General features: G+C 48.1%; 12 protein-coding genes and 3 rRNA genes. 8 read left to right on the top strand and 7 right to left on the bottom strand.

The window, feature by feature from the left end; translation table 11 throughout:
- The first annotated feature begins 4 nt into the window (after positions 1 to 4).
- The 6 genes from HRM2_RS14680 to rrf all read left to right on the top strand — a co-directional run bounded on the left by HRM2_RS14680 (position 5) and on the right by rrf (position 10,804).
- Positions 5 to 727 carry a DUF2760 domain-containing protein gene (locus tag HRM2_RS14680; protein ID WP_232364292.1) on the top strand — a complete coding sequence of 241 codons (723 nt, stop codon included), beginning with the start codon at positions 5 to 7 and terminating at the stop codon, positions 725 to 727.
- Between the two features lie 194 nt (positions 728 to 921).
- Positions 922 to 2,724 (top strand): Hsp70 family protein, encoded by a 1,803-nt coding sequence (locus HRM2_RS14675; RefSeq protein WP_015904815.1) that lies wholly within the window; start codon positions 922 to 924, stop codon positions 2,722 to 2,724.
- 11 nt (positions 2,725 to 2,735) lie between these two features.
- Positions 2,736 to 5,507, top strand: a complete 2,772-nt coding sequence (locus HRM2_RS14670) for an Hsp70 family protein (RefSeq protein WP_015904814.1) — start codon at positions 2,736 to 2,738, stop codon at positions 5,505 to 5,507.
- Positions 5,508 to 5,714: 207 nt separating this feature from the next.
- Positions 5,715 to 7,277: ribosomal RNA gene (locus tag HRM2_RS14665) — 16S ribosomal RNA — on the top strand.
- A gap of 300 nt (positions 7,278 to 7,577) precedes the next feature.
- Positions 7,578 to 10,569, top strand: a 23S ribosomal RNA gene (locus HRM2_RS14660).
- Between the two features lie 118 nt (positions 10,570 to 10,687).
- Positions 10,688 to 10,804, top strand: a 5S ribosomal RNA gene (gene rrf / locus HRM2_RS14655).
- Together the 16S, 23S and 5S rRNA genes form the textbook arrangement of a ribosomal RNA operon.
- A gap of 392 nt (positions 10,805 to 11,196) precedes the next feature.
- Here rrf and HRM2_RS14650 read toward each other — a convergent pair.
- Positions 11,197 to 12,642, bottom strand: coding sequence for a sensor histidine kinase (locus HRM2_RS14650; protein ID WP_015904813.1), 1,446 nt, complete (start codon positions 12,640 to 12,642; stop codon positions 11,197 to 11,199).
- Positions 12,643 to 12,871: 229 nt separating this feature from the next.
- Here HRM2_RS14650 and HRM2_RS27120 point away from each other — a divergent pair, with 229 nt between their 5' ends.
- On the top strand, positions 12,872 to 13,021 hold the full coding sequence (locus tag HRM2_RS27120; protein ID WP_187149255.1) for a hypothetical protein: 150 nt from the start codon (positions 12,872 to 12,874) through the stop codon (positions 13,019 to 13,021).
- Between the two features lie 72 nt (positions 13,022 to 13,093).
- Here HRM2_RS27120 and HRM2_RS14645 read toward each other — a convergent pair whose 3' ends face one another.
- The 4 genes from HRM2_RS14645 to HRM2_RS14630 form a co-directional block, all read right to left on the bottom strand.
- A complete protein-coding gene (locus tag HRM2_RS14645) occupies positions 13,094 to 14,230 on the bottom strand; it encodes an alcohol dehydrogenase family protein (protein ID WP_015904812.1) in 1,137 nt (378 codons plus the stop codon).
- Between the two features lie 140 nt (positions 14,231 to 14,370).
- Positions 14,371 to 15,282, bottom strand: coding sequence for an ABC transporter substrate-binding protein (locus HRM2_RS14640; RefSeq protein ID WP_015904811.1), 912 nt, complete (start codon positions 15,280 to 15,282; stop codon positions 14,371 to 14,373).
- A 144-nt stretch (positions 15,283 to 15,426) separates the two neighbouring features.
- Complete coding sequence (locus HRM2_RS14635) at positions 15,427 to 16,158, bottom strand: ABC transporter permease (RefSeq protein ID WP_015904810.1); 732 nt, start codon at positions 16,156 to 16,158, stop codon at positions 15,427 to 15,429.
- The gene (locus tag HRM2_RS14630) at positions 16,155 to 16,523 is read right to left on the bottom strand and encodes an ABC transporter permease (protein ID WP_015904809.1); all 369 of its coding nucleotides are present in this window, start codon (positions 16,521 to 16,523) and stop codon (positions 16,155 to 16,157) included. Before HRM2_RS14630 ends, HRM2_RS14635 begins: the two co-directional genes overlap by 4 nt.
- Before the next feature lie 186 nt (positions 16,524 to 16,709).
- Here HRM2_RS14630 and HRM2_RS14625 point away from each other — a divergent pair, with 186 nt between their 5' ends.
- The gene (locus HRM2_RS14625) at positions 16,710 to 18,140 is read left to right on the top strand and encodes a transposase (RefSeq protein WP_232364034.1); all 1,431 of its coding nucleotides are present in this window, start codon (positions 16,710 to 16,712) and stop codon (positions 18,138 to 18,140) included.
- 218 nt (positions 18,141 to 18,358) lie between these two features.
- Here HRM2_RS14625 and HRM2_RS14620 read toward each other — a convergent pair whose 3' ends face one another.
- Together HRM2_RS14620 and HRM2_RS14615 are read right to left on the bottom strand one after the other, a co-directional pair.
- Complete coding sequence (locus tag HRM2_RS14620; RefSeq protein WP_148214635.1) at positions 18,359 to 18,622, bottom strand: hypothetical protein; 264 nt, start codon at positions 18,620 to 18,622, stop codon at positions 18,359 to 18,361.
- 68 nt (positions 18,623 to 18,690) lie between these two features.
- Positions 18,691 to 19,839, bottom strand: a complete 1,149-nt coding sequence (locus tag HRM2_RS14615) for an ABC transporter ATP-binding protein (RefSeq protein WP_015904806.1) — start codon at positions 19,837 to 19,839, stop codon at positions 18,691 to 18,693.
- Positions 19,840 to 20,031: the final 192 nt, after the last annotated feature.

The raw sequence follows: 20,031 nt of genomic DNA, 5'->3' as shown, positions 1-20,031 counted from the left end.
GGATATGTCAAAGAAGTTTGCACAACGATCGTTCCTGGTGATCATTGGTTTCATGGCCGTATTGATGCTGGGTGTGGATGCAGGTGTCTATTTCGGAGTGGAAAAACTGCTGCACCTTTTAGCCTCTGATTCCTGGGACGGGGTCAGGCTCCTGAAACTGGTGTCGATCAATTTCTTTCCCTGGTTTGTACCCGTGTCCGGGGCTGTTTTTTTGTTGTTTACCCTTATACTCTGGCTAATGGTCAAAGGCAGTGCTGCATCTGTTTTCAAGGAGAAGACAGTTGCGCAGCCCCTTAAACGAGAGGGGAAAAAAGATGCTGCAGATCTCAGGATTGAGCAGGAACGGCGCCGGCGGGTTTTTCTCCACCTTCTTTCCGTTTTGCAGAGGGAAGGGCGCTTGCTTGATTTTTTTGACGAGGATTTGTCCCTTTACGAGGACGAAGAGATAGGGGCTGCCGTCAGGAGTATCCAGGAGGATTGCAAGAAAACCATCGCCAAATATCTTGCACTTAAGCCCGTGATTGACAAGGCCGAGGGAGAAGAGATCGTGGTCGAACAGGGGTTTGATCCCGATGCCATCAAGCTTACGGGAAACGTGACTGGCAATCCGCCGTTTAAGGGTCTGTTGAGGCATAGGGGCTGGAAGGCTGGTAAAAGAGAGATTCCAAAGCTTTCCGATGTGCTTGACGCCGCCATAATCGTACCGGCAGAGGTTGAGATCAATTAGAACAGAGGTTTAGTGGTTGACCGAAAACCCGTGTTTGGACGAAAAATTTCCCATATGCAAGATGCAAAAAATTCTGAAATCCGAGCGTACTAATGTACGTGAGGCCAATCTTATAATTTGCCAGCGTTTTGAAGCAACGCCGCAGATGGGTGAGTTTTTGTTTAAACACTATTTAGAGAAGACGGAGTGATCTTGTGAAAAAAGCCCGTTACATTGTCGGTATTGATCTTGGAACAACCAACAGCGTTGTAGCCTACACTGATGCCCTGACAACCGATGCCTCTGAGATAACGGTTTTTAAAGTTTCCCAGCTGACAGGATCCGGGGTAGTTGAATCCAGGGAAGCCCTCCCATCGTTTTTATATCTGCTTGAAACCCATGAGGTGTCAGAATCCTCCCATGCCCTTCCCTGGGGACGTCAGGAAAAGATAATGGCAGGCGTTTATGCCAGGGAAAGGGGGAGTGAGGTTCCCCAGAAGCTTGTCAGTTCTTCCAAATCATGGCTGTGCAATGCCCAGGTGGACAGAGAGGCCCCCATTCTTCCCTGGGAAGGTACGGCCAAGGTGGATAAGATTTCCCCGGTCCAGGCGTCAAGCCACATTCTTACCCATATTCGCAAGGCATGGAACTTTGAGATGGCCGCCGAAGATCCTGATCTGGTGCTTGAAAATCAGGAGATATACCTCACTGTTCCTGCCTCGTTTGATGCGGTTGCAAGGGAGCTTACCGTCAAGGCTGCCCATCTGGCGGGTTTGACCGACGTCACCCTGATTGAAGAGCCCCAGGCGGCCTTTTATTCCTGGATCGACAGGTCCAAAGAGAAATGGCGGGACAAGGTGGAAAAAGGAGACCTTGTGCTTGTGTGCGATGTGGGCGGTGGAACCAGTGATTTCAGCCTCATTGAGGTCCAGGAAGAAGACGGTAACCTCTGTCTTGAACGCCTTGCCGTTGGCGAACACCTCCTTGTGGGGGGGGATAATATCGATCTTGCCCTGGCCTATTCCCTTGCTGCAAAGTTGCAACAACAGGGAAAGAAACTGGATCCCTGGCAGATGAGGGGGCTTGTCCACTCCTGCAGATCAGCCAAGGAATCGCTGTTTTCCGGAGACGATACCTGGGGAAAGTATCCTGTGACGATTCTTGGACGGGGCTCGGGTCTGATCAAGGGAACCATCAAGGCAGCGCTTGAATACGAGGATGTGGAAAAGATCGTTCTCGCAGGATTTTTTCCTGAAACAGTACTTGACCAGGAGCCTTCCGTTTCAAGCATGGCCGGGATAAGGGAGTTTGGGCTGAACTACGAGGCAGATCCCGGAATTACCCGTCACCTTGCAAAATTTATATCCAACCACAGGGATGAACACGGCCAGGTGCGACTTCCAACGGCAGTTGTGTTCAATGGCGGGGTGATGAAATCGCAGGCCCTCAGAAATCGGGTAATGAAGATTCTCTCCTCATGGGCCGTGAATGGTCAAGCGGGTGGTATCCGGGAGATCGACACCGGGGATTTTGATTTAAGTGTTGCCAGGGGAGCCGCCTATTATGGCCGGGCTGCAAAGGGTGACGGCATTCGAATCAGGGGCGGGCTTGGCAGTTCCTACTATCTGGCGGTCGAAGCGGCCATGCCGGCTGTTCCAGGCGTTGTTCTTCCCACCCGAGCGCTTTGCATTGCGCCGTTTGGCATGGAAGAGGGAACAGGGGCTGAGAACAGGACAAGACTCTTCAACTTGATTGTGGGTGAGACGGTTCGGTTTAACATCATGACCTCCACCACGCGAAACAAAGACCAGCTCGGGGAGATCGTTGATAACTGGGAGTACGAAGATATTCGCGATCTGACCACCATTGAGACCCGTCTTGAGGGGGACGAAGATAACGCCGTTATCCCCGTGACCTTTGAGGTGCGTCTCACCGAGGTCGGCACCCTTGAGTTTTGGGCCTGTGCCCGGGACGGCAATCAGCGGTGGAAACTTGAGCTCAATGTACGGCCAAAATAGAGGAGTTGAGTTTGGATTTTCAGGATAAACATTTTGTCGTTGGCATAGATCTTGGCACAACCAATTGCGCTGTCTCCTATGTGGATCTCACCGCTCTGGATGGTGACGGCGGCAAAAATCCCATAAAAACCTTTAACGTGCCCCAGCTCACGGGCAGCGGAGAGTTCTCTGCCATTTCGGTTCTGCCGTCCTTTCTCTATATCCCGGGCGAGTATGATGTATCGGAAAATGCGCTGAAGCATCCCTGGAAAACTGAGGATGACAGGTTTGTCGGCACCTTTGCCCGGGATCACGGCTCAATGGTGCCCGCTCGCCTTGTCTCGTCTGCCAAAAGCTGGCTCTGTCACGCCCGGGCCGACCGGGAGGCTAAAATTCTTCCCTGGGGGGCAGAGGGGGTTGATAAGGTGTCGCCGGTTACGGCAACGGCCCTTTATCTGCGGCACATTAAAAAGGCGTGGAACCACGGTAAAAAGGATGAGGACCTTTTCCTTGAAAATCAGTTTGTCGTGATCACTGTTCCTGCCTCGTTTGATGAGGCGGCAAGGGAGTTCACCCTCAAGGCCGCCCGAGAGGCAGGATTTGGAACCAGTGTCACCCTGCTTGAAGAACCCCTTGCCGCATTTTACGCATGGCTTGTTTTCCATGAAAATGATTGGAACAAACACGTCCAGCCAGGAGAGCTTATCCTGGTGTGTGATGTGGGAGGTGGCACCACTGATTTTACCCTGATCACGCTTTCGGCGTCCGAGGGAACGCCTCGGTTTGAACGCCTTGCCGTGGGCGATCATCTCATCCTTGGCGGTGACAATATTGACCTTGCCCTTGCAAATCTTGTGGCCTCAAAGTTCAAGCGGCGTGACTCCCTGACCCAGGATCGCTGGAAAACCCTCTGCCATAAGTGCAGGCAAGCCAAGGAAAAAATTCTGGAGCAGGGTGAAAATTCTGTCAGGATCACCCTCAAAGGCCAGGGCCGCTCGGTGATTGCAGGAACTCTTGCAGCAGATCTTACCCGGGAGGATCTTGAAACCATCCTGTGCCAGGGCTTTTTCCCGGATGTCGACCCCGGTGAAACAGCCCAGAAACCCCCTGGCAAGGCCATTGCTGAGTTCGGTCTTCCCTATGAGCAGGAGCCTGCCATAACAAGGCACATCGGCTGGTTCCTGGAAAAGCATCGCACCGAGGTGAAGCAGCTCCTTGGAAAAGAGCCCATGCCCGACCATATCCTCTTTAACGGCGGCTCCCTGAAGCCCTCCCTTCTCCAGGAGAGGATCAGAACCGCCATCCGCCACTGGTTTGGTTCCCAGGATTCTGCGCTTCCCGCATTGCTTGAAAACAATCATCCAGACCTTTCCGTTGCCATTGGCGCCTCCTACTACGGACTTGTGAAGCAGGGGACAGGTGTCAGGGTGGGCAGCGGCAGTCCCAGGAGTTATTATATCGGGGTTGCCACCGCCCGGGACCAGGCAAATTCTGAAACGCCAAAGGCCCTGTGTGTTGTGGAACGGGGGCTGGATGAAGGATCTGTAATCAAGTTGCCCCAGATGGCCTTTGAGGTGTTGACCAACCAGCCGGTCACCTTTGACATGTTCAGTTCAAGTTTTCGGTCCGGGGATATAAGCGGTGACATTGTGGATGTTGATGATACCCTGTCCCCAATGATGCCCATGCAGACCATTGTCAAGTTTGGCAAAAAGGGTGAACAGAGAAGCGTGCCCGTCACCATAGAACCAGAATATACGGAGATGGGTTCCCTTGCTGTCTGGTGCCGTTCAAGTATTTCCAACCATCGGTGGAAACTTGAATTTCAGCTAAGGGACGAGGTTCTGCCCCTGGCCGGTTCGGAAACCGAGGTGCTTGAATCCTCCCTTATCGAAGCGTCGTGCGCCATGATCGACACCGCCTTTTCAAGTGAATCAGATCAACGAGAGATTACAGGGCTTGTTAAGACACTTGAGGGTAAAATCGAGACCCAGAAAAACGCATGGCCCCTGTCCCTGTTGCGGACCATGGCAGACCACCTCATCCAGCGATCCGATGCCAGACGGTTGAGCCCTGAACATGAGGTTCGCTGGTTGAATTTGACGGGATTCTGCATTCGTCCCGGTTTTGGTGATGCCTTTGATGGGGAAAGGATGCGTAAGCTCTGGAAAATTTATCTCGCCGGTCCCATATTTCCAAAGGTAAAACAGAATGTCAGCGAATGGTGGATCTTTTGTCGAAGAATAGCAGGGGGAATGAATGCAGGACAGCAGCGCCAGTTCTTCCAGGACGTCACCCCCCTTCTGCTTGGGGGTAACGGTTTAAAGAAAAAGGTGTCCCCCCAGGAGTTGACTGAAATCTGGATGGCTGCGGCAAATATGGAGCGATTGCTTGTAAAGGATAAGGTTTCCCTTGGCCGGGCCATCTGTGCCCTGCTCAATCCGGGCAAATCCCCTGCACAGCTCTTCTGGGCCTTGTCGCGCATTGGTGCAAGGGAACTTCTCTACGGTTCGGTTGACAGGGTTGTCCCTCCCAGAGAGGCCGCTGTATGGATAAGAAAGATGATTAAAAAACAGAAGAGGAGGGACCTTCCCCTTGCAAAGGCCCTGGCACAGATTGCAAGAAAGACAGGAGACCGGACAAGGGATCTTGACTCTGAAACAATTGCTCCGCTTGTGGAGTGGTTTGATCTCACCAAGACCCAGAAATGTTCGGCCATTGTCAGGGAGAAAGTAGAGATCAAGGCAGTTGAGACATCGGCTATTTTTGGAGAGAGCCTTCCCCAGGGCCTTGTGCTGAAGTAATATATATTTATTTAGATTGTGTTAAAATAATGTTTGACATTCGTTAGGGATGGAGATATATTGTTTGAGTCTTTGGGGGACACCGTTCCTGCAAAGACATTTTGAGTTGAAAATTATTTTTTGATCTTTGAAAACTGGTTAGTGACAAAAGAGACGAAGCGTGTCTTTTGAGTGCTGTGAAAGCACACAAAAGATATTCAAAGAATTTAACTGGAGAGTTTGATTCTGGCTCAGAATGAACGCTGGCGGCGTGCTTAACACATGCAAGTCGAACGAGAAAGGGATTGCTTGCAATCCTGAGTAGAGTGGCGCACGGGTGAGTAACACGTGGATAATCTACCTTTGAATCCGGGATAACTGTTCGAAAGAATCGCTAATACCGGATGAAGTCAGTCTTTCTTTGGAAGGATTGATGAAAGACAGCCTCTTCTTGAAAGCTGTTGTTTGAAGATGAGTCCGCGCACCATTAGTTTGTTGGTGGGGTAACGGCCTACCAAGACGATTATGGTTAGCTGGTCTGAGAGGATGATCAGCCACACTGGAACTGACACACGGTCCAGACTCCTACGGGAGGCAGCAGTGAGGAATTTTGCGCAATGGGGGCAACCCTGACGCAGCAACGCCGCGTGAGTGAAGAAGGCCTTTGGGTCGTAAAGCTCTGTCAATGGGGAAGAAGTTACTTCATATTAATAGTATGTGGTATTGACGGTACCCATGAAGGAAGCACCGGCTAACTCCGTGCCAGCAGCCGCGGTAATACGGGGGGTGCAAGCGTTATTCGGAATTATTGGGCGTAAAGGGCACGCAGGCGGTCTTGCCAGTCAGATGTGAAAGCCCGGGGCTCAACCCTGGAAGTGCATTTGAAACTACAAGACTTGAGTACGGTAGAGGAAAGGGGAATTCCTGGTGTAGAGGTGAAATTCGTAGATATCAGGAGGAACACCGGTGGCGAAGGCGCCTTTCTGGACCGAAACTGACGCTGAGGTGCGAAGGCGTGGGTAGCGAACAGGATTAGATACCCTGGTAGTCCACGCAGTAAACGTTGTATACTAGGTGTAGCGGGTATTGACCCCTGCTGTGCCGGAGCTAACGCATTAAGTATACCGCCTGGGAAGTACGGTCGCAAGACTAAAACTCAAAGAAATTGACGGGGGCCCGCACAAGCGGTGGAGCATGTGGTTTAATTCGACGCAACGCGCAGAACCTTACCCAGACTTGACATCCTGAGAATCTGTTAGAGATATTAGAGTGCCTTCGGGAACTCAGAGACAGGTGCTGCATGGCTGTCGTCAGCTCGTGTCGTGAGATGTTCGGTTAAGTCCGGCAACGAGCGCAACCCCTATCTTCAGTTGCCAGCGCGTAATGGCGGGAACTCTGAAGAGACTGCCCCGGTTAACGGGGAGGAAGGTGGGGATGACGTCAAGTCCTCATGGCCCTTATGTCTGGGGCTACACACGTGCTACAATGGTATGTACAACGGGCAGCGAACCTGCGAAGGTGAGCGAATCCCTTAAAGCATATCCCAGTCCGGATTGGAGTCTGCAACTCGACTCCATGAAGTTGGAATCGCTAGTAATCGTGGATCAGCACGCCACGGTGAATACGTTCCCGGGCCTTGTACACACCGCCCGTCACACCATGAGAGTTGATTGTACCCGACGTCATTGGGCCAACCCTTCGGGGGGGCAGGTGCCTAAGGTATGGTTGATAATTAGGGTGAAGTCGTAACAAGGTAGCCGTTGGGGAACCAGCGGCTGGATCACCTCCTTTCTAAGGAAAGAAATACAATACAGAAGACATGCAAGTCTTCGTCACTAACCGGTTTTGAGGGATCAATTTAATTGATTCTTTGTTCTTTGACAATCTGTTGAAAGTTAAAATGAAACAACATAACCCAGAGGAATGGTCGCGTTCAGACAATGTCTGGACAAGGGATTCCAATGGTGTTGTATCGTATAACAAACAGGAATAGAAGCTTTTGTAATTTTTTTTACGAAGGTGAAAATTTCTGTGACGTTGTATCTGTATATTTGCATTAAAGCGTTTAAACTTAATTTGTGGTTTTATAGTGGCTAAGCTATAAAGGGCAAACGGTGGATGCCTTGGTGCCGGGAGGCGATGAAAGACGTGGAAAGCTGCGATAAGCTTCGGGGAGTTGCTTAACAAACTTTGATCCGGAGATTTCTGAATGGGGAAACCTGTCATGGTAAATACTGTGACATGTTCAGGTGAATACATAGCCTGATCAAGCCAACGGGGAGAACTGAAACATCTTAGTACCCCCAGGAAGAGAAAGTAAAAACGATTTTCCTAGTAGCGGCGAGCGAACGGGAAACAGCCCAAACCTGCCATGTGTGATAGCCCGAAGGCGTTGCATGTCAGGGGTCGTGGGATCTGAATTGTACCTGTTTCGGAAGGTGCGGAGAGTTACAAAGGTGATTTGTAGTCGAACGGACTGGAAAGTCCGGCCATAGCAGGTGACAGCCCTGTAGGCGAAATGAATCACTCTCTCTTTTCAGACACCCAAGTACTGCGGAACACGAGAAATTCTGTGGGAATTTGTGAGGACCATCTCATAAGGCTAAATACTACCCGGCAACCGATAGTGAACCAGTACCGTGAGGGAAAGGTGAAAAGTACCCCTGTGAGGGGAGTGAAATAGTACCTGAAACCGTTTGCCTACAAGCAGTGGGGGCTATGGCATTAGCCATAGTGACCGCGTGCCTTTTGCATAATGAGTCAGCGAGTTACTTAATGTAGCAAGGTTAAGCCGTGAGGTGTAGCCGCAGGGAAACCGAGTCTTAACAGGGCGCCAAGTTGCATTGAGTAGACCCGAAACCAGGTGATCTAGCCATGGCCAGGTTGAAGCGCGAGTAAAATCGCGTGGAGGACCGAACCCATATAGGTTAAAAACTATTGGGATGAGCTGTGGTTAGGGGTGAAAGGCCAAACAAACCTGGAAATAGCTGGTTCTCTCCGAAATATATTTAGGTATAGCCTCACATGTTTCTCATCGGGGGTAGAGCACTGGATGGGCTAGGGGTCTCACCAGATTACCAAACCTAACCAAACTCCGAATACCGATGATGTAAAGTGTGGGAGTCAGCCCGCGGGAGCTAAGTTCCGCGGACGAGAGGGAAACAACCCAGACCGCCAGCTAAGGTCCCCAAGTCTATGTTAAGTGGGGAAGGATGTGGAAATGCCCAGACAATCAGGAGGTTGGCTTAGAAGCAGCCATCCTTTAAAGAAAGCGTAATAGCTCACTGATCGAGTGGTTCTGCGCCGAAAATGTAACGGGGCTCAAACATAGCACCGAAGCTGCGGATAGAAATTTATTTCTATGGTAGGAGAGCGTTGTGTAAGTATTGAAGCGTGACTGTAAGGTCATGTGGAGTTTACACAAGAGACCATGCTGACATGAGTAGCGATAAAGGGGGTGAGAAACCCCCTCGCCGATAGCCCAAGGATTCCTGAGTAAAGCTAATCTTCTCAGGGTTAGTCGATCCCTAAGCCGAGGCCGAAAGGCGTAGGCGATGGAAAACAGGTTAATATTCCTGTACCACCGAGTTATCGTTTGAGAGAAGGGGGGACGCAGGAGGGCAAGTCATCCGTCTGCTGGAATAGGCGGTTCAAGCTGGTAGGCTTAAGGAGCAGGCAAATCCGTTCCTTTTTAAGGCCGAGAAGCGATGAGGAGGGATCTGATCCCATAAACTGACTGCACCCATGCTGCCAAGAAAAGCCTCTATCGAGATAACAGGTGATCGTACCAAAACCGACACAGGTAGGCAGGGAGAGTATCCCGAGGCGCTTGAGAGAACCCTGGTTAAGGAACTCGGCAAAATGATACCGTAACTTCGGGATAAGGTATGCCCCCCCGTGTTAGAAGACTTGCTCTTCAAAGCGTGGGAGGGTCGCAGAGAAACGGCGGTAGCGACTGTTTACTAAAAACATAGGACTCTGCAAAGTCGTAAGACGAGGTATAGGGTCTGACGCCTGCCCGGTGCCGGAAGGTTAAGGGGATTTGTTAGCGCAAGCGAAGCTTTGAACCGAAGCCCCGGTAAACGGCGGCCGTAACTATAACGGTCCTAAGGTAGCGAAATTCCTTGTCGGGTAAGTTCCGACCTGCACGAATGGCGTAACGACTTCCGCACTGTCTCAACCAGGGACTCAGCGAAATTGGAATGGCGGTGAAGATACCGTCTACCCGCGAAAAGACGGAAAGACCCCGGCACCTTTACTACAGCTTGACATTGGATTTTGGTACATGATGTGCAGGATAGGTGGGAGACTTTGAAGCGGGCACGCAAGTGTTCGTGGAGTTACCCTTGAAATACCACCCTTCATGTACTATGGTTCTAACGTGGGTCCCTTACCGGGATTACGGACAGTGTCTGGCGGGTAGTTTGACTGGGGCGGTCGCCTCCCAAAGAGTAACGGAGGCGCGCGAAGGTTCCCTCAGGCTGATTGGAAACCAGCTTAAGAGTGTAAAGGCATAAGGGAGCTTGACTGCGAGAGAGACATTTCGAGCAGGTAGGAAACTAGGTCTTAGTGATCCGGCGGTTCTGTATGGAAGGGCCGTCGCTCAACGGATAAAAGGTACGCCGGGGATAACAGGCTTATCGCCCCCAAGAGTTCACATCGACGGGGCGGTTTGGCACCTCGATGTCGGCTCATCACATCCTGGGGCTGGAGCAGGTCCCAAGGGTTTGGCTGTTCGCCAATTAAAGTGGTACGTGAGCTGGGTTTAAAACGTCGTGAGACAGTTTGGTCCCTATCTTTCGTGGGCGTAGGATATTTGAGGAGATCTGTTCCTAGTACGAGAGGACCGGAATGGACGAACCAATGGTGTTCCTGTTGTCGTGCCAACGGCATTGCAGGGTAGCTAAGTTCGGAACGGATAACCGCTGAAAGCATCTAAGCGGGAAGCCAACTTCAAGATTAGATATCCCATCACATAAAGTGACTAAAGACCCCTTGAAGACTACAAGGTTGATAGGCCGGGTGTGTAAGCACAGTAATGTGTTCAGCTAACCGGTACTAACAGGTCGTGAGGCTTAGCCACTAACTACAAACCCTTTTAGGTTTGAACGCTTTAATGCAGATATTCGGAATTCATTCGTAGATACTTTCAGCAGATTAGGGTCAGATTTGAAATCTGTCCCGTATATTGCCAAGTTTAATCCGGTGGCAATGGCAGAGGTGCCACACCCGTTCCCTTCTCGAACACGGAAGTTAAGACCTCTAGCGCCGATGGTACTGCAGGGGAGGCCCTGTGGGAGAGTAGGACGCCGCCGGGTTATTTTTATATAAGTCCTGATCATCATTTATAATGGTCAGGACTTTTTTTGTTTGGAAAAAGGCCTCTGCCTTTTTGGGGTTTCCTCCGTGGATGACTTCTGTGCTTTGTCTGTGCCAGTTGTGGATGAATAAGGCAACTAACCCTTCGATCAAGTCGGTTCTTCTTATTAGGAAATCAGCCATTAAACAAAAGATTTGGCGTTAAAAAAATTTGCCTGATAATTTTACATAAAAAAAATTGTATTATCGCGAAAGAGTTTAAAAAGATAATTCTGTAAACATAACGAATAAGGATAGATTGTGTGGGGACGAACCACAATCTTATCCATTGGTTGGACAAGCCCTGCTATATAAAACTCAATTATTAAGTATAAGCTGAAACATAATTTTCTTAAGCTTGCAAGGACAGGTCTTCTTCAATTGGAAATTCTACTTTAAATGTTGACCCTTGATCGGGGATGCTTTCAACAAGAACCTTTCCCCCCTGTCCTTCTGTATATGCTTTGACAATCGCAAGTCCCACCCCGGAGCCATTGCTTTTAATTTTTTCTTTATTACTGGCCTGATAAAATCGATCAAATACATTCGCGAGTTCTTCCGGGTTGATCCCGATTCCCGAGTCTTTAATTGCAACCTGGACCCTCCCATCGCTCAGGCCTATGCTCACATTGATATTACCATTCTCCCGGGTGTATTTAATTGCATTGCTGATTAAATTGCTGATAATAATTGACACTTTTTCCCTATCAACCAGGACCTTTGGAACAGCAACAACCTCCAACTCCATGTGTATGTTCTTTGAGGCGGCAACAAGTTTTGCCTCATCCACCACAGTCGCAACGATTTTATGGATATCAGACACTGTTATATTGTATTGCATTGCACCGGTTTCGATTTTTGCAAGGTCAAGGTATTGCATGCTGAAATCTGCTATTTTATTGATGCCCCTTTTAATGGCTGCAAGCATTCGAAGTCGGCTCTCCTTAACCGATCCGGATATCAATAAAACATCATGGGCAGATTGTATTGCCTGAAGAGGGGTTTTCAGTTCATGGGAAATTTGTTGCATCATTTGCGCTTTTAATTGATTTGTTTCATTGATTTTGCTGCTCATATTATTGATGGCGGAGGCGAGCAGTGTAATTTCATCATGGGAAGACACAAGAATTTTTTTGAAATTGCCCTGGGCAATCTGTTCAGTTCCCCGGATTAGCTGGCCAATGGGGCGGGTAATGGTACGGGCAATGATTAAGGCGATTGTCACAGCTGTAAAGAGAGTCCCTGCGATTAATAAAAAGGCGATTTTGACAGAGCGGGTTATTGTCGACTCAATTCGGGTTATTTCTTTTCCAATGGAGAAATGGCTATCCCGGATAAGGAGATCAAGGGAATCAAGCATTAATCTCGTATTCTTCAGCCGTATCTGCTTTTGGTTTTCATTGTGGGCACTTGGTTCGCTGTTTTCTTGTTGCATGCTGGCAACAATGGAAGCATGCGCTTTTTGCAGATTCTCTATCAATAATAGGTCTTCACTGGAGGGCAGGGTTTCAAACAATAATTTTATATTTTTTCCGACTTCTTGACTGGTTTCAACAAACAAGGAAAAATAGGCATCATCGTTTGAAATCAGGTACTTTTCCGCATATTCGATTTCATTCTGAACAGCGGGATGCAGTTGCCTTGCAAGTTCCTGGGTCCTGACATTTGAGGAGAGAATATTTTTTGCGCCATTGGCTACAGCATTCAACTCAAATAGAACATAGGCATTGGAGAGGGCCAATATCGCTATAATGGCAGCAAAACCCATCATCAGTTTTATGTATATGCTCAGTTTCATTATATCGATCTCCTCAAGGATGGTCGCAAAATCGATTTATAATTGCCTACATCTCACCGGATGTCAACCGACAGACATCCTTTTTGTCGTCGATAGATTATCCCAATGGGACATGGCCAGAAGTCAAAATCGAATTGCTTAAGATACCATGGATGCCAATATCCCCCATTGAGGAAGCTGGATAAAAAGGAAGGCCTGGTCTCCCTGGAGGAAGAACGCCGTCAGGGCCATGTTTGCCCGCAGAACCACCTTTCAGGAGGTTCTGTGGGGCGCCGCCGGGAAGCAGGCGGCCATGACTGCTGCCATAGAGCTCAGCGGCATTGTATCAGCTTTTTACATCTGGCTGAGGCTTATAGCCCAGGGGAAGACGGGTGGTTGATAATTGTGGGTGGGGATGTGCCTGGTGAAGTCGATGATCTTGAATCGGATTCGATTGTCGTGATGGGGCATGTCATGTACCCGGTGGAATTAAAACGAAATTGCCAACATGTTTTTTTTCGAGGAACTCGCGTTGCGCATCTGCTATGCGTTCGAGGGGAAATGTCTTTGCTACAAGCGGCCGCAACTCGTCGCGCTCAATGTAGGAAATAAGATTTGGGAAAATAGGTTCGTCCCATGCAGTGCAGCCAACCAGCGTTAAATCCTTTAGATAGAAGGTACGCATGTCGAGTGTCACTAGGGGACCACCGATGGCTCCGGAGGACACGTATCTTCCACCTCGCTTCAGTGCCTTTAACCGGCTTCCGAAGGCTGGTCCTGCAACGTTGTCAATAACGACATCCACAGCGTTTTCGCCAAGACTGTCAACGACATCATCATCACGATCAATAACACGATCAGCACCCAGGGAAAGAACCTGTACCATCTTTGCTTTGGCCGCAATCGCCGTCACAGTGGCGCCCCGTCGTTTCACCAGTTGCACGACCGCTGAGCCGACACCTCCGGACGCTCCTGCAACCAAAATATGCTCCCCCTTGCACACCTTGCCACGGTGAACCATATTTTCAGCAGTTCCGTAGGCACAAGGGATCGTTCCAAGCTCAGCATCGCTCCAGTTGCAGTTCACGGCGAACACCTCTGCTGCGGGAACTTTGACAAACTGAGCAAAGGCACCGTCGAAATCAGACCCCATCCAGATGTTGTCCATCGACCCAAAGCCTGACCGACGCATGCATGCTCGTACGAGTACGCGTGAACCGATGGTGCTTTTATCCCCGCCAGGGGCAACGGCAACAATACGACCACAGCAATCTGTGCCCTGGATGAAGGGGAAAGGTGTTGCCTCGTTCCATCCCCCATCTGCCTTTTCTGTAACCAGCTCTTCCTCGGCAGTTGCAGTCTTCTCTGTACCTGTTGTAACCGAGGAAGAGTACCAGCCAATGCGTGTATTTATTTCAGTGTTGTTGACCCCGGCGGCTAGAACTTGCAGTAAAACTTCGCCTGGCCCAAGTTTTGGAAGGTTTACCACACGGCACTGGAGTTTGTCGTATCCGCCATTGCCGGTGGTGACAACAGCCTTCATGACTTTATTAAAATCTTTTGGATCAAATCGATCCTGTTTTGGATTCATATCCCACTTAAATTTCATGCCGAATTTTCCTTTTATTTCGGAGAAACACTCAGGTGTGTACGGTCAGTCACTCCTAGTGAGAACGATAAGCTCTATTCTGAGTGCCCAGGAAAGGGGGAAGAAAAGGCCTTCCCCCTTCGGAGATCTGTGGCGTAATTCTATTTGATCAGATTTTTACTCTTGAGCCAATCCATGGCCACATCGTGAACTGGTTTGTGGTCTATGTCCACGGCCATATTGAGCTGCTGCATCACTTCCGAGGTCAGGTTCTCCGCAAGTGGTTTTAATATGGCTGGTATTTCTGGATATGTATCAAGGATCTCTTTCCTGACAACGGGTACGGGATTGTACACAGGGAAGAAAGACTTGTCGTCTTCAAGGTTCACAAAGCCGAAGGCCGCGATTCTGCCATCGGTGGTAAAACCCATTGCAGAATTGACCAGACCATCTTTCAATGCCTGGTAGGTAAGACCCACAGACATTTTTTTGACCTGGTTGCTAGGGAGCCTGAAATTATACCTTTTCATGATGCCTTTAAATCCGTCAGGGCGTTCCCAGAATTCCGAATCCAGGGCGAATATCAGTTTGTCCGGATTTTTAGTGACGTAGACTCCCAGGTCGGAGATACTTTTGATTTCGAGCTTTTCCGCTTCTGCCTTGTTCATCATCAGGCTATAGGTATTGTTGAACCTGACAGGATCAAGCCAGACAAGATCCTTTTCGGAGTCGGCTTGTTTGACCCAGTCGTAAACCTTTTCAGGAACGGTCATTATTTCTGTATCTTTTTGCTTGTAATACAGCGTGTATGCCGTGCCCGTATACTCATAATAGAGGTCAAACTGGGCATTCTCCAGTGATTTTCTGGCGATCACAGACCCGACCCCTGTCTTGAGTGTAACATCAAACCCTGCCTGTTCGAGAAGAATGCCGGCAAGTTCCGGAAGAAGGAGCTGCTCTGTATAGTCTTTACCGCCCACTATCAGGCTTTTATCCTTGGCAAAGACACTGCCTGGTAAAAGTAACGTTAAAATAAGTATTGCCGGAAAAACAAGTTTAAATATCTTTTTCATAATACCTCCTCTTGGTCTCTTGACTGAATGCCAGAGAATTATAAATTTTAAGGATTTGAACAAAGAAGATGTTGCATTGTATTTATTCAAGTCCCTGGTTGATCGTTCATTTTTGTGCAGAAAATTAAAAGACCCACACCTTTACTACTTGGAAAGGCGCAGACCCTTTGAGATCAGAGCTATTCCTAATAGCTCAGACAGAAAATCCGCAAAAAGTGCCAGTAGCGTAACCGGAATGGCGCCGGCCAGCAGCTTGTCCGTCTGCATCAGATTTATTCCTGTGAATATAAGGTCTCCCAAACCGCCTGCCCCAATGACATAGGCGAGGGCGGCGGTGCCGATATTAATTATCAGGGCGACCCTGAATCCCGTTAAAATCACCTTCATGGCATTGGGTATCTCCACCTCCATGAGAATCCTCATGGGAGGCATTCCCATGCCTTTTCCGGCATCTATCAGTTCCGGGGGTACTGCGGTAATCCCGGCAAGGGTATTTCTCGCGATTGGAAGTATGGAATAGATGGTCAGTGCGAATACTGCCGGCTTTAAGCCGAGCCCCAGGAAACTCATGGCCAGCGCTAGAACGGCAAGGGAGGGGATGGTTTGTCCTAGTCCGATAATATACATGCATAGCCCGGTGTACTTGCGAAATCGTTGCCTGGTAAGCACAATTCCTGCTGTTACTCCTATGATCGTGGCAAAAATCATACTTAAGGACACCATGTGCAGATGCTGGAGGAACAATTCCATGATAACGGGATATTCGTAAGGATCAGAGAGTAATTCTATAAGTCCCGTTCGTTCAAACGTCACACCCGCAATCAGTATGATAACCGCAATGAGAATTCTGTATGATTTTGTAAATAGTCTATTCATCGTGAAAGCTTCCTTTGTACCTTGATACCTTCTGGCGTTGTAATCCTTTCCAGCAGGGCCATCCCACCGTCTACGATTATCGCCAGAAGAGAAACAAGTATGGCGCCGCTCAGTATCATCTCTGGATATACCCGGGCAATACCCTGCTGGATGTAAACCCCCAGTCCTCCTGCTCCGATGTAGGTGGCAATAGCTGCAACACCTATATTCATAACGGCAGCCGTCCTCAATCCCGCAATAATTAATGGAATGGCCAGCGGGATTTCCACCTCTCGCAAAAGTTTCCACTTACTCATGCCCATCCCCCTGCCTGCGTCCACCAATGCAGAAGGAACATTCTTTATAAAGGGTGTTGAAATCGACACCTCAATTTTCGATATAAATGTTATTATTTCAAATATTTATATTGAAAAAACCTCTGTTTAAGAGTATAGTTTTCGACAACATCACTCATCGAAACAACACAAAAAAACAGAGGTCTTATGCACACAAAAAATATCAGGGCTTTGGTCAAAAAGCAATTGAAATATAATCATCCTCACTGGAAGAATATGAAAAGGAAAGCGAAAAAAAGGCTGATCAAACAAGTGATGGATGAAGTAATAAATGGCTATGATTTTTCTCAAACGGTGACCCTTCCCATAGAAGAACTTACAGGCATTGAAGGTCAAACGCCCACAAAAGGAATCAAAACTATTGAGGAAATGGCTAAATATGTCAGCAACTTCCACAACGATAAACTTTTTGATTTCGATAAAAAAAGAAAGCCGTTTCCGGAGATAATTGATAAAGAACTGAAATTTATTGATGACCTTTTTGATGATGCAATTATCAACAGTCTTATAGCGCCTGAAGGTTATTCTCCTTGCCATAGGTATGTTCAGCCATATCAGCTTTTTCGTATGGAAATTTTGAAGGTTATAAAATATCCCGAAATCAGTTACAGGAAGTTTTGTACCGACGAGTATTTTGGCAGAGAAAGAAAACAAAACAGAAGATTTGTGAGATTGCCTTTAAACACAAAAGAGCAGATTCATCATACAGAGTTGAGCCACTTCAGGAGCCGTTTATCTTTTACAAATTTGATGAATATCCTTGTTTATATCCTTCACCATTTATATCAATCTGGTTGTTTGGCAAATTCAGTCATACATGCGATTGATTCTACTGAGCTTCCCTCGGAAATCAATTATCCACTGTGTACAGTTGAGGTTGAGGGAAAGAAAATACGCATTTATTCGGATATAGACGCTGATTGCGGCAGGCGAAGAAAGAAACGAGATAAATCACAGTACGTTATTGGTTACCGCATGCATACGCTTTCTGCAATCAATCCTTTAACCGGTCACTGTTTTCCATTGGTTTCTCTTATCGGAGCAGCCAATCATCATGATAGCCTGTTTTTAACGCCAGTGATTAAACTTGCCCAGGCATTGGGCATTGATATGAAGTTGATCACAGCTGACCAAGCCTACCACGATAGTAATGGGTCTGTTCTTGAGAAGACCGGGGTTTATGTCGTAGCACCCCCGTCTGAAAAGGCAAAATTGCCTGACAATGTTTTGGATTTTCCAGTGAGGGTAACTTGCAACGACTTTTGTGATATTCCAATGAAAATTATGGGGTGCTCAGGAAACGGTCATGAATTTGGCTGTACGGCCGCCCCTGGAGAATGCATATACGAATCAAATTGTCCAAAATATCGAACCATTGCATTTGACAATGGGTATTTTCAACCGATACCAACTTTTCATGAGGAGGCTCAAAGGGCAATAGATATTCGCAAAAATTGTGAGCGACCATTTAATCTTATAAAAAAAAGAGAAGGCCTTGAACAGACGAGGGTAAGGAGTCAGCATGGGGTTGTTGCTCGTTCAACATTTACAACAATCGCAACATTACTGATAGAAATGGCTGATACAAGACGGAAAAGGTGCAAAAAGCAAGATGGACAACTGGATTTATTCAAGGTTGCTGGATAAACCTCGTACACGTACCTGGAAATTTGAAAGATTTTTAAACCGGTTTGCTGGCTTGCCCTGTTATTGTCTGATGTTTTTCAAATGTAACTCTGACAATGCTTTTGCAAGGGGAAAAGAACAAAAATAGTTCGCGTTACGATCCGCGTGGGCAAAAAAATAAAAAAATTCCGATCAAAAAGACAAGGTGTCTTGATAATGTGTTAAAAACAGAACCGGTTTCAACACCCTTTTATAGCGGTATAGGTATTTCTGATAATAGGGAGCTGACTGTAAAGAACCAGGGCAATAACAGCAGGAACTTTTCCCAGGCCCATATTAACTATTGCAAGGATGGGTAGCATCATTCCAAACAGGGCAAGGGAGGGGATGGTCATAAGTATGTTGGCACCGTTCAGGACCCTGGAAGCAAGCTGCTCTTGCTTGGTAATGACGATACCCAGGGTCACGCCTATTGGTGTGGCTATAAGGAGTGCTATCCCCACAATCCATATATGCTCCCAAGTGAGATACAGAACTTGGCTGAAGTTCTCCATTATGAATCGCAGTGTACTCATGACGCTACCTCGGTTTCCTCATGTTCTGCTTCATCGGCGTAACTTGCTTTTACTGCTTTTTGTATGTCGTTGTAGGTTACCGTCCCGGAAAAGTTTTTATCTCCGTCTATAACACAGATGGTTGCGGTGTCGTGCATAAGCATAAAGGAGAGCACGTCCCTCAGTGGGGTTTTTTCCCTCAGGAGAAGTGGATTTGGTTCCACCACGTCTCGTACCCAACCTTGTTCATACTTGAGATCTTTCTGCGTAACAAAGCCAATCGGTTTGTTTCCATCGAGCACAATGCCATAGCGAGATTTCTTTGTGGTCAGAAAATCCAAGGCTTCCGCGGAACGGTCGGATCCCTGGATGATGTTCTTTGGCTTTCGGTTGATAATATCACTTACCCGCATGAGGCCAAGGACTTTCAGTGCCCTGTCGGCACCCACGAAGTCGGAGACAAATTTGTTTTTGGGCTGGGTCAGAATAATCTCTGGTGTGTCGTACTGTACCAGACGTCCCTTCTCAAAGATGGCAATGCGATCACCCATCTTTATCGCTTCGTGTATGTCATGGGAGACAAAGGCCACGGTTTTCTTCAGCTTTGTCTGAAGCTTGAGGAACTCATCTTGAATCTCTTCTCTGTTTATGGGGTCTATCGCGCCGAAGGGCTCATCCATGAGAAGTATTTTTGGGTCTGCGGCTAGTCCCCGGGCGACCCCCACTCGCTGTTGCTGTCCCCCGGAGAGTTCTGCTGGGTAACGGTCCCTGTACAGATCAGGATCCAGGTTTGTCATTTCAAGCAGCTCATCAATGCGCTTACTGATACGTTCTTCGTCCCACTTTAGAAGTTTGGGAACAACCGCGATGTTTTCGGCGATGGTTTTGTTCGGGAAGAGTCCGATGGCCTGAATGACATAGCCCAGGCGCTGTCTGAGCTGGACAACATCGAGTTCCATGATATTCTGATCTTCTATGGTTATATTCCCTCTGGTGAGTGTCTCCAGGCGGTTGGTAAGACGCAGGGTAGTCGTTTTGCCGCATCCCGAGGGGCCGAGAAACACCACGACCTCGCCCTTGGGAATGGTGAAGCTTATATTATCAAGGGCGGTAACGGTATTGGTTCCCTTACCAAATATTTTTGTTACAGATTCATACGTTATCATTTAATGCCTCTTTGTCTTTTCAATTGTTCTCCTCTGTTTCAGGGTAATAACATAACCGGCATGGCCGGAGCATGGTTTTTGCCTTGGCCACAACGCACGATTCACGCCGCTGATTGCAATGCTTCAGTGGGCGTTTTATATGATTTTTATAGCGATCCTACATTTTCATACCATAGGACAGGGGGATGCTTT

Origin of the sequence: Desulforapulum autotrophicum HRM2 (assembly GCF_000020365.1) — a bacterium.
GTDB classification, from domain to species: Bacteria; Desulfobacterota; Desulfobacteria; order Desulfobacterales; family Desulfobacteraceae; genus Desulforapulum; species Desulforapulum autotrophicum.
Note: the sequence above shows the minus strand (reverse complement) of the source record. Positions and strands in the feature narration are given on the sequence as shown.

Excerpts from the sequence above, each read along its gene's own strand:
- HRM2_RS14640 (WP_015904811.1), bottom strand. The coding sequence starts at position 15,282 with ATGAAAAAGATATTTAAACTTGTTTTTCCGGCAATACTTATTTTAACG.
- HRM2_RS14615 (WP_015904806.1), bottom strand. The coding sequence starts at position 19,839 with ATGATAACGTATGAATCTGTAACAAAAATATTTGGTAAGGGAACCAAT.
- HRM2_RS14635 (WP_015904810.1), bottom strand. The coding sequence starts at position 16,158 with ATGAATAGACTATTTACAAAATCATACAGAATTCTCATTGCGGTTATC.
- HRM2_RS14645 (WP_015904812.1), bottom strand. The coding sequence starts at position 14,230 with ATGAAATTTAAGTGGGATATGAATCCAAAACAGGATCGATTTGATCCA.
- HRM2_RS14650 (WP_015904813.1), bottom strand. The coding sequence starts at position 12,642 with ATGAAACTGAGCATATACATAAAACTGATGATGGGTTTTGCTGCCATT.
- HRM2_RS14625 (WP_232364034.1), top strand. The coding sequence starts at position 16,710 with ATGAAAAGGAAAGCGAAAAAAAGGCTGATCAAACAAGTGATGGATGAA.
- HRM2_RS14680 (WP_232364292.1), top strand. The coding sequence starts at position 5 with ATGTCAAAGAAGTTTGCACAACGATCGTTCCTGGTGATCATTGGTTTC.
- HRM2_RS27120 (WP_187149255.1), top strand. The coding sequence starts at position 12,872 with ATGTTTGCCCGCAGAACCACCTTTCAGGAGGTTCTGTGGGGCGCCGCC.